We start from the raw sequence: 12,050 nt of genomic DNA, 5'->3' as shown, positions 1-12,050 counted from the left end.
GGCTCGCACCGTTCGGCGGCGGGCATCCGCGCGCAGGGGCGCGTTTCGACCCGACCGGCCGAGTGACGCCGAACGCATTCGGCGGCGACGATCTGTCCGCGCACGCCCACCGGGGACCGGGGGCCGGGCGCCGGCTGCTGCGAAAACTGCTCGGGAACAGGGGTAGTGGACCGGCCGCCGCCCAGTCGCCCGTGGTGCTGCCCGAGTCGCTGGCCGTGCGGCGCCGCGACGCCGAGCTCCAAGCGCGGGAACTCCGTTATCGACTGAAGTACAGCATTCCCGAGGGAGTGACGGTCGAGGCTCTGCTGGAGGCGGGGCCGGTGCTGGCGGCGATGGCCGATGAACTCGTCCTGCACCGCCGCCGGTACGCGGCGTTGCTGGAGATCCCGCAGGAGGATCTGCTCGACGATGTGCGGGTCGACGAGGAGCGTGCGGACGTACGGGCGCAGACCCCGTCGTCACCGTCGGAGCCGATCAGCGATGAACTGCGGGAGTTGATCTCGGCGGACCACGAGTTCTTCAAGCGTTACTCGGTCATGAAAATGCTTGCGGACCTGCGTCGTCTCGAGGCGTGGTCCGACACGGTGGACGCGCTGGAAGACGCGCTCTACGACGCGCATGCACGAGCCGAGCAGGGTGCCGGGTCCGTCGACGACTTCCGTCGGCTGGCCGGGCAGGTTGCTCGGATCGCCGCCACCGCCCAGGAAATCGAGGAGGTCCGCGCCGAACGTCCGTTGCCCGGCGCCCTGCGTTACGTCCCGGACGGCGCGATCCGCGACACCGTGAGGTACGGCTTCGAACCGGACAGTGAGAATCAGCCGCGGCTGGGGCGGCGAACACTGGCGAAGTTGCGCGATCTCAGCGCCGCCACGCAGACGGAGCTGGAGTCCAGCGATGAGAAGTCGGGCAGGCGCCTACTGCGCGCCAACGCAGACGAGTATCGGGTGCTGCTCGAATGGGCCGACGTGGTCGCCGCGCGCGATCAGAAGCTGCGCGAACTCGACAACAGCCTCGATGACGCCATCGCCGATACCGGCGTATCGACCGCGGGATCGCGGTTCACGCTGGTCGGCGAGCTCGCTCAACGCGCCCAGGACGCCCGATCCCGGCAGGAAGAGCTGGGCCGCCGGTTGGCACGGACCGGCGAGGAATTCGGCGTCGATCCGGCGAAGCTGGACGAGAAGGTCCTACAGCGACTCAACCGGCGGTCGACTCTCTTGGAGAGTGCCTTCGCCCTGGGCAGGGAGGAAGCCAGGTCGGAGCAACAGCGTCTGCGCGAGGTGATCGACAGTGTCACCGAGATTCTCGAGCTGCGCCGGCAGGTCCGCGAAGTCGAGGCGGTGCGCGCGGCGCTCCGTCTCTGGCATGCGCGCCGTTCCGTCGCCCAGCAGCGATTCGACGAGTATCGCGCCACCTACGCGACGAAAGTCGACGACGACGAATTCACGCTGGTGGGCGCGCCGCAAGACCTGGACGGACTGCGCTGGCTGCACCAGCAGGCCGCGGCGGACCCGGCCGGCGGTCGCCGCCGCGATGAGCTGGGTCAGCTGCTCGAACTCGGGGCGGAATACCAGCGTCGGGCGGCGGAGACCGAACGCCTCGAGGAACGGATCCGCCGGTTCGATCAGTTGATCGAGGAGTCGCGGCGGGTCCGGGACCGCCGTGACAGTGCCCTCAGCACACTGCGGGACCTGGCCGCCGCCTTCGGCGTTCCGTTGGACAGCGCCAAGTCCGGCCTCGAAACGCTGCGGACACTGCAGGAGCTTCTCAGCGCCCAGCAGACCCACATGATGGATCTGCTCGGTCCGGACCGCCGGCGGGAACTCGGGGTGCCCGAGGCCACCGACCTGACTCCGGCACTGCTGGAGAACCTGCTGCCGCGGCTGGTGGACGCAGAAAGCGAGTCGGTCGCGCGGCTCGTACAATTCGACAGCCTGGTCCGGGCCGCCGCCACCGTCCAGACCAACACGGTGGAACTCGGCCGGATAGAGCGGGTGGTGCGGGACGGTCTGGTGCAGCCGCCCGCCGAGATCGTCGACCCCGGTGACGGTCGTGCCACAGTGAACCGGGCTCCGTCGGCAGCGGCGGAAGCTGTTCGCCTGAAAGGCGATTGCGCGCCGTACGCGGTCGCGGCGACGGCGGCGGCCAACCAGCGTGCGCGTGGTGAGGAGCCGGACGAGCCCACCACGAAGCCCCGAGAATTCTCGCTGGCGGGTGACGATCCCGTGGATGTCGCCGTGTCGTTGCGCGGCAACTGGCGTCCCGGTGGTTACGCGAACATCTCCGAGCCCATCGACTACGTGATCGCCATGCACGAGGCCGGCGTATCCGCGACCGTGACGCTCGGCATCGACTACCGCCGCAATCGCGGTGCGCATCTGGCGGTCCTCACCTGGGATCCGGACCTCGACATGATCGTGGTGAAGGAGCGCCAAGACGGCCGCGAGCTGATTCACCGCGGTGAGCACGCGGTCCGGAAATGGGCGGCGCGCCAGGAGCGCGACGCCGAGCGCGTCTTCGGCTTCGAATCGGAGAACGGACAGCTGAAGCTCCCGCTCGCCGAGGGAGAACGGCCGACCGGAGTCTCGGGCCAGGATATGCCCCGCCAGCTGCTGCGCGGCGCGCCGCGGGATCCGGAGCCCGCCGCGGACCCCGGCCCGGCGGACAGCGCCGACGGCCGGCCGGAGCGGAAGCGGTCGCGCAGGCCGTCCGCACGCGACTTGTGGCACGCCGCTGACCCGAACATTCCCGAAGGAACGGGCGCGCACGTATACGAAACACGTCCGTCTACGGCCAACGGTGAGGCCGCTGTCTCCGCTGCCCGGACCGACAACACGGACGCCGGCGTCTCCGCGGATTCCGATCTCCCGGGCAAGCCCCCGAATCTGGGTGTGTATCTGGCGGAATCGGTGCGGCAACGGCGGGAGGTCGATTGGGAAGAACTGCTGCAGGGTCGAGAAATCGTATTCCTGGCGGACAACCACGGCAATGAAATGATCGGGACCCATCTGATAGCCCAAGCGGGTGAACTGCGCAGAGCGGGAGTCGAATTCTGGGCATTCGAGGCTCCGCACAATCCGGCGTTCGACCGTTTGAACAATGGCGAATACGTGAATCTCGATACGGTGGACTGCGGGCCGGCGGCGGGCGCCCGCGAGATTCTGCATGCAATGGTTTACGTCGGAATCAAGCTTGTCCCGGTCGATATCGATCATTCGACATCACCGTCGAAGGAAGAGCGTGAAGCGTATCTGACCGATCGAGTGGTTGAGGCTAAACAAGCGAATCCTGATGCGTTGATGGCCATCCATATCGGTGCAGCCCACGCAGGATCGCATCCGATCCGGTTGCACAATCACTCGGTGGCCATGGGCCGTGAGACCGAGGGTGTGACACCACTCGGGGAACGAATCAGAGGGCTCGGTTATCGAACCACCACGATCGGGTTCGACGGCGGGTACCAAACTCAGAGTTCTCTCGCCCGGGCTGCACAGTCGGAAGGGCAGCAGGACTTCGTTTTCCTGGTCGACCTCGAGAAACTTCACCGGGCAGGTGTCGAATACTTCGATCGTCGTATGGATTCGATGATCCACCTCTACCAGATACCGGGAATGGCGAGCTACGCAGGCCTCGACGTCGGGGAACTGTCCAGTTGGGTGGAGCCGCCCACGCCCATCGGTTTCGTCTCGCCGACGGATCAGCCCGGGATGGGCGGGAGCGCTGCGGCAGGTGCCGTGTTGGGCGCTCTCGGAGGTGCCCTGGCAGGCGCCATGGCGTCGCAGGACTGGGCGCCCGATCCTATTGTGAGAATCGGTGGCTTCGCGGGTGCACTGCCATTCGAGTTCGCGCCCTGGGGACTCTCGTCGAGTTCGCCCTCCTCCGACGGTGTGGCGGATACCGAACAGCCGGACAGCCGCCGTGCCGACGACGCCGCCTCGATCGAGCAACTGAACGAGGGCCGGGGACACGAGGAAAACCAGTGCGGGCCGATGCTGCTGCGTCTGCTGCAAGAGCAGAACCCCGCCATCGACGCCCCTGAGCGGGTCGGGCTGCAGGGCATGCTGGTCAGCGATTTCGTGCGGCGCGTCGGCGGCGACGAAGCGCTGGCGCTGGTGCGCCGCTTCGAGGTGGATCCGCAGCGTGCCCACCAGCATGCGGAAGCCGCGCTGCGCCGGTTGGTCGCATCCCTGCCCGCCGCCGAGCGGGAAGGCGCCGGCATCGTCGTCTTCGACGCCTTCCGCAATCCGCAGGAACACGGCGCCGAGGGCCACTGCTTCCGGCTGGTGTGGCGCGACGGCGACGTGCATATCGATGACCCCGGCAAAGGCTTGCGGGAAGTGTTCCGCGACCGCGACGAACCGGCCGCCGTACGCGGTTTCGTCGCCCTGGCCGTCGATCGCCACGGCAACGCGATCGAAATGGCCGTCGACGACAACGGCGATCGGATCGTGCTGCCCGGGGAGGTCACCGACGGCGAGATGTGGGACTTCCACGTCGGGGAAAACGCCGCCTCGGAGGACGCGCAGGCAGCCATCGGCGACGGGGATGTCTCCGAATCGATCGCCGGCGCGGTGGCGAGCATCCGCAGAATGGCCGACTGGCTGCAGGAGGACCGGCGGCAGCTCCCGTCGCGAAATGCAGAGGAGGAGCTGCACTTCCGTCAGCAGAATTACATCTGGGACGCGTTGATCCAGGAGGTCGAGGCACGGCCGGACGGAGCAACCGCTCGGGTGCTGTTCCCGCACGTACCGCCCAACGCGCGCCTCACGAGCCACCCGCCGACCCGGCTGCTCCAAGCGCTGAATCAACGTGCGCTGGCCGGCCTCGAACCCGAGATCGCGCAGTGGCATTCCGTCATGGGTGGCCGGCCCGCGCGGACACCGGCGGCCCTGCGGGCCGTTGCCGATGCCTACCTCGCGGCGATCAACGCGAATGAATCCGAGATCGCGCAGTACATGGAGCGCGGGACGCAGACCAATGATCCCAGGCGCGCGCGGTTGCTCTATCTGGTCGAAGTATTCGCGACCATCGCCACCGGGAAGCCGCTGGAAATCGTCGTGCCGGGCGCGTGCGGGTTGCTCGAAGCGCGCGCACACCAGTACCGCTTCGATTTCCGGGGCGAAGAGATCGGTGATCCCGACGGCAGGACTCTTGTCGAGGACCGCTGGGAGTGCCCGGACCCGCAGGTGAACCGAGTACGGGAACTGCTCGCGGTGCGGCCCCGGGTTGTCGACGTAGCCGGATGCGACCTGGACCCGTTGCATGCCACGAACCTCGACGATCAGTATCGACTTGCCGCCGGATTCGTCGATATCGAAGTCGAAGCGGTGCGAACGATATTGACGGCTTTCGAGGATGCGCGACGTGGCGATCCCACGCGGATCGACCAGGAGAGCGCGCTCACCTGGTTGCCTCGGGAGCTCGCCGGGGAGCGTACCGGGCGCGCCACCATCGTCTGGGATTCGATGTTGCGCAGGTATCTGACGCCCGAGGAGAACACCGAACTCGACACTGTCATCGAAGAGGCCGGTGCCCGGGCCACTTCCGACGCTCCGCTGATCCACGCGAAGTTCGAGACAGTGGACGGTACGGAAACATTGGTTATCCGGGCCTTCCTGGGCGACGGTCGGCGCGACGAATTCGTCGCTTCCACTCGGATGCCCAACCGCACGCCGGGTGTCGATGTGGCGGAGCTCTTCACCGTGCTCGGGGTGCTGCCGCAGGTGAGCGATCCGAGCAGCGAGGCACGCCGGCTCCCGGACGAGGATTCGGGCAGCAATCTCGACCACACCGCGGCCGACAGCGGGGTCGCCGCGCCGGTTCGTCCCCGTGCCGCACTCGAATGGGCGCGGACAGCGTGGCGCCAGGACCAGAGTCTGCTGGCCGGGCACCTGGGGGGATTGGAGCCCTTCCAGGCCCGTTGCCTGCGGCTGTATATGGACGGATCGACCGTCAATGCCATTGCCGGGATCGTCGGGCGAGATCAGCGTGCGGTGAACGCCGCGCTGTTGCGCGCCGGATTCCTGTTGGCCGACCACATACCGGCAGCGCTGCGCGTCGTCCCCGAGTCACTGCCTCCGATCGGGCTGTCCGAGATCGCCGCCGCAGCCGGAGTGGGTCAGGCGACCGCGCAACGGGCGCTCACGCACGGTGTGGCGATGACCCCGGAGACCCGGCAGCGGATCGTGCGGGTCGCCGATGCCTTCGGCTACGACTATCGAGGCAAGTACACGAGTACTGCCGCGACGGCCGGGCAGGCCGTGACCCCCGGTGCTCCCGAAACAGCTGGTGAAACCGCTGCGTACCGCCTCCCGGATGCGCTGCGGGAGAGGCCGTTCAACTGTGCGCCGGCGATGGTGGGGTTCATCGGGGATTTCCAGGATGAGATCGGGGCGGTGCGTGGTCCGGGGTTGGCGGATGCGCCGGAGATCGACCTGTTCGGGGTGTATGAGGACGCGATCGTCCGCGGTGTGGGTTTGGAGTGGAAAGACGGCGGTTTCGGTGTCGGGGTCGACGGTCTGCACGCGGTATTGCAGTTGGTGGATGATCCGGCGGCGCGTAAGGATCCGAGTCTGCGTCGGGCGGTGGCCGGTGTCATGGAGTTCGGTGAGGCGGGTGGCCACGCGTTCGCGGTGAAGATGCGTGCCGACGGGCAGTTGGAGGTGTTCGAGAAGGTCCGTGGGCGAGTGCGGCGCTGGATCGGTGACGAGCAGGTGCGGCAGTGGCTCGCCCAGTGGTCGGCGTCCGAGGTCGCGGTGGGCCGGGTGCGCGGGATCGTGGTGGAGAAGAATCCCGATTCGGCACGACGGTTCGTCGAGGGCCGGGATCGGTCCGAGATCGTCGCCCGGTCGGCGCCGAGGGGCCGGATCCGCGGCACGGCCGTCGGGGCCGTGGCGGTAGCGCCGCCGGAGGTGAACCTCGCCGGCCTGTCCGAGAGTTCGGTTCGATCCCGGCTCGCTTCGGCGAAGCTGCTGGCCGAGGCGGGTTTCCGTGTCGACCCGGTCGGGACGCTGCGGCTGGACGGCCGGGAGTTCGCGCATCTCGCGCCGCCGGCGACCGGGTTGCGCCGGCTGCGCTCATGGCTCGAGCACACAGTGACCGGCACGCGAGCGGACCGGATCGTGGTCGATCTGCTCGAGGCGGGTGTCGGCACCCAGGACCTGGCACGGGAATTGAGCCGCAGGCCGATCACGGGGTTGCGCGAGGTGATCGTGATCGACCGGTACGGGACGGTCGTTCAACTGGACTCGTCCGAGGCCGACGAGCCGTCCGACGCGGATACCCGGAACACGGATCGCCGCGCCGATGGTGACGACGGCAGTATCGAGGCGGGTGGGCGCGACGGGGGCGACCGAGGTGGAGACGGAGACGGCCCGCCGTCGCCGCCGCCGGAGGACGGGGATACCCCGGCCGACGGGATGCTGCCCGCCGAGCTGATCGCTGTGCGCCGCGAAGCCGAGGTACGGCTCGAGAAGATACATGCCGACCTTCTGGTCCGGCACTCTCTCTCCAGAGCGGACCTGGAACCGGGGGCGCTCGTCACGGTCAGGTTGCAGCTGCAGATCGCCACCTGGATCCAGCAGTTGGAGTCCGGGTTCGGCCTCCCGGCCGGGGAAATGACCGATGAAGCGTCGGTGCGACGAGGGATTGCCGAGCTGCAGGCTCGTGGAATCCCTGCGGAAATGACGAAGCGGCTCCAGGATCTGTTCACCGATCTGTACGAACAGCTCAGGTTGCTCGCGGAGTCCGATCGCTTGGATGTCCGGATCCGCGGGATCGACCGGCTGGAAGCGTCGCTGTCCGAGGCGTACCGGGATAGTGAGCGCGTCGAGGAGCTTCGCTCGCTGACGGTGGATGCCGCCCGGCTGGGTCGGCTGGCGGCCGACTGGCACGCGGCGCAGGATCAGCCGCTGTGGTCTCAGCAGGTTGTCGGCGCACCCGAGTACGGTTGGCAGCCGGGGGAAACGCGGCCGACCGAACAGGCCGCGCAGGGCTTGCGTGACCGGTTCGCGACGCTGGGAATGCATTTGGCCGATGCGCTGCCCGGCCTCGATCTGAATGCTCCGACCGTCGAGCAGGTCACACAGCTACTCGGCAATGATCTCGTCCGGATCATGGAGATCGAACCGCTGGCGGTGGAATTCGAGTCCCTGCGCGGTCTGAACGATGTCATCGAGGAGATCGACACCCGGGAGACGGGCCTGCGTGAGCTCGAAAACCGGCTGGATGACGATCTGACGGCTGCAGTCCGCTCCCGTCCCGCACCCGAAACCACCGAGTACCCGAGGATCGGGCTCGGCATGGAGTTGGTTGCCAAGCGGCTGGAGTCTACGAGCCTGCGGGATATCTACCACGCGGTGCTCGCCCGAATCGGCCCGCGGTTCGGCGTGACCCCGGACGGGTGGAATCGCGGCCAGGCGCAGCAGTTGAAGGACCGGCGCGCCGCACTGGCACAGCGACTGAGCGGATTGCTCCGCGAGGTCACGGCACAGGATCTGACGCCGGATCGGGTCGCGGAAATGGCGGGGCAGCTGGAGCCCGGGCTGGGCGGATCCCCAGCGGTGGACGCAGTGCTGGAATTGGCCGCGCTCGATCAGGTGCAGCGGTTCGCGGACGGGTTCGCCGCCGCGGACAACGCGGCCGACGTCTACAACGATGTACTCGGCAGGCTGGAAAGCGCTCTGGTAGAGGCGCAGACGGAGCAGCGCGAGGCCGCGAATCGTCTTGCCGCGATGCAGCGTTCACGCCGCGACCCCGCGGCGGGCGGGCTGTCCGCGCAGTTGAACCGGTCGCAAGAGCGCCTGCACCGACTGCTTGCCCGGCGCGACGAACTCGCTGATCTTGCACAGCGCCTGCGCGAAAAACAGCTCGAGCAGGTCGCCGCGCGGAAGCGGATCGCGGATTCGATCGACCGGCGCGGTGCCGACGTCAACGAACTGCTGGCCCTGGACCCCGAACTGGCGCAACTCCGCACCGAACTCACCGAGCTGCAGGGCCGGCTGACCCGGATGTTGGCCTTGACACATTTCTTGCTGATAGCACCGCCGCCCGGGCCGACGACCTGGGCCGCCGGCTTCAGCTCACCGCTGACCGGTGCAGGGCCTGCGGCCATCGCCGACGCAATGGGTGGTGCATTCGGCTCGGCGCTCTCGACAGGCCTGGGTGGGGGCCTGCTCGGGACAGGCTTCGGAATCCCGGGCGGGGTTCTGAGCGAGAACTCCCTCACATGGCAGCCGTTGCCTCCGAACGACGGCTCGAACGAGTTCGTGACCCCGGATCGGGACGAGGATGCGCCCGAGCAACCCGCATCGTCGGGTGAGCGCGCAGAGATCGACGCCGGCGATGCCGGCCGAGAGCCGCGCTACAGTCCGCTGGACCCGCAGGGGCCGTTCAACTGTGCGCCGGCGATGGTGGGGTTCGTCGGGGATTTCCAGGATGAGATCGGGGCGGTGCGTGGTCCGGGGTTGGCGGATTCGCCGGACATCGACCTTCATGGGGTTTACGAGGACTCGATCGTCCGCGGTGTGGGCTCGGAATGGAAAGACGGCGGCTTCGGTGTGGGAGTCGGCGGACTATTCGCTGTCGTGCGGTTGGTCGACGACCCGGCGGCGCGTAAGGACCCGAGCCTGCGTCGGGCGGTGGCCGGTGTTATGGAGTTCGGTGATGCGGGTGGGCACGCGTTCGCGGTGAAGATGCGGGCCGACGGGCAGCTGGAGGTGTTCGAGAAGGTCGGGGGGAGAGAGCGTCGTTGGGTCGGTGACGTGCAAGTGGGGCGGTGGCTGGCGGAGTGGGCGCAGTCCGAGGTCGCGGTGGGCCGGGTGCGCGGGATCGTGGTGGAGAAGAATCCCGATTCGGCACGACGGTTCGTCGAGGGCCGGGATCGGTCCCAGATCGTCGCCCGGTCGGCGCCGAGGGGCCGGATCCGCGGCACGGTCCTGGGAGTGCGCGCAGATCCGAGCGTCCGGCCGGCTGCGTCGCCGGTCGATTCGGCCGGAGCCCGGTATTCTTCGGCGGTTTTGCTGTCGCGGGCCGGTTTACGGGTCGAAGAGGGCCGCGATCTGCGTATCGACGGAGAGGAGTTCGCGCATATCGCACCGCGGGTGCCGGGGCTGCGTGGGTTGCGCTCGTGGCTCGAGCACACAGTGGCGGCCTTCCCGGAGGGCCGGATCGTGGTGGATCTGGTCGATGGTGGTGTCGGTGTCCAGGAGTTGGCTCGGGAGTTGAGCCGTCGGCCGATCACGGGGTTGCGTGAGGTGGTCGTGATCGACCGGTACGGCACGGTCGTGCAGCTGGATCCGTCCGACGGGAGCGGGACCGGCGACCCGGTCGATGCCGACGCCGAGGCCGGTGCGCCGACCTCGGACGGGCGCACCGATGGTGACGACCGCGGTGTCGCGGCGGGTGGTAGTGGACGCGGCGATCAGGGCGGAGACGGGGACGGCCCGCCGCTGCCGCCGGAGGACGGGGGCGACCCGGCCGACGGGATGCTGCCTGCCGCACTGGTCGAATTGCGCCGCGCGGCGGAAATGCGGATGGAGAACGTACACGCGCACCTGCTGGTGCAGCACTCGTTCTCCAGGGCGGACCTGGATCCGAGCGCGCTCACCGGGGCCAGATTGGCCCGGCAGAGGCGCCAGCTCGAGCACATGTTGCAGGACCCCGACACCGCGCCGGATGACGCGGAATCGATCGAGAAGGCGATCGCCGGAATAACCGAAGAGATGGGCTTGTTCAAGGAAGCCTCGATCCTCGGCAGCCGGATCATGCTGATCGACAGGCTGGAAGCCTTGCTGTCCGAGGCCTATCGGGACGGTGAACGCACGGCGGAGTTCGCCGAGCTGGCCGCGGACGTCGCCGAGGTCGCCCGGCTGGCGGCCGATCTGTCCGGCGCGCAGGACCAGCCGCTGGTGCCGGAACAGGTACTCGGTGCGCCATACGGTTGGCAGGCTGGAGAGTCGCGGCCGGGTGCGCGGGTCGAGCAGGCTATGCGGGACCGGTTCGTGACGCTCGAAATGGAGTTGGCGGAGCTTCTGCCCGGGGTGGAACTCGACGCGCCGACAGTCGCACTCATACTCGACAGCGACCCTGCCCGAGTCTCGAGAGTCACCACTCTCGCAGCGGAATTCGGAGAGCTGCGGCGCCTGAACGACGTGATCGAGAGGATCGATGCCCGAGAGGTCGAGAAGAGTGATCTCGAAGCCGAATTCTATCGGAGTCTGGCGCGTGCGGCCCTGCACCGTCCCGGTCCGGAGCAGATCCCGGACCCGAAGGTCGGGCTCGGCGCGGAGCTCGTCGCATTGCGGTCGCGGTTCACCAGCATCCGGGATGACCGGTACGCGGACCTCGCTCGGGTCGGTCCCCGGCTCGAGGTGTTCCCGGATGATCTCGGCCCCGAACAGTTGCAGCTGCTGGCGGACCGGCGTGCCGAGTTGGCAGAGCAGTTGGCGAGGTTGCTCGGGCCTGTTTCGGTAGAGCAGCTGACTCCGGCGTGGACAGCCGAGGTGGCGAACGCGCTGGAGGCATTCGGCGATGAATATGTGCTCGACTTCTTCCGGGAAGCGGGGCTGGGTAGCGACCCGCAGGTGATCGACGCCCTCCGGGCGCTGGCCAACGTCGACGTGGTGCACGGTGCGGCGTCCAGGTTCACCGCCGCGGACGAGGATGCCGCGTTCCACGACGAGGTCCTCGGCAGGTTGGAGCAGGCCCTGGTCGATGCGCATTCGCGGCTTCGGCAGGCAGCGAATCGACTTGCCACGATGCATCGTTCACATCCCTACGGGGCGGTGGGGCAGTCGGCGGCCGCGGCGCAGTTGAACCGGTGGCACGAGTGGCAGCAGCGGTTGCGGACGCAGCGCGACACACTCGACGCTCTCGCACAGCGGCTGCGCGAGACACGGAAAGAGCGTGGCCAGGGGATAGCGGATCTCATCGAGTCGGCGACCCTGACTGGTGCCGACATCGTCGAGCTGATCGCCTCGGACCCAGAGTCGGCCCGACTGAAGCGTGAGGTCCTCGAGCTGGAACGGCAGCTCCGTGCGGCGTTGGAGCAG

At 68.2% G+C, this 12,050-nt stretch carries 1 protein-coding gene (running past both ends of the window); it reads left to right on the top strand.

This entire window lies inside a single protein-coding gene on the top strand: locus OG804_RS08290, encoding a M3 family metallopeptidase (RefSeq protein WP_328395556.1). The 122,418-nt coding sequence extends 69,610 nt beyond the window's left edge and 40,758 nt beyond its right edge, so the window shows coding positions 69,611–81,660, spanning codon 23,204 (partial) through codon 27,220 (complete); the first complete codon in view begins at position 3. Both the start codon and the stop codon lie outside the window.

This window comes from Nocardia sp. NBC_00416 (genome assembly GCF_036032445.1).
GTDB lineage: Bacteria > Actinomycetota > Actinomycetes > Mycobacteriales > Mycobacteriaceae > Nocardia.
Note: the sequence above shows the minus strand (reverse complement) of the source record. Positions and strands in the feature narration are given on the sequence as shown.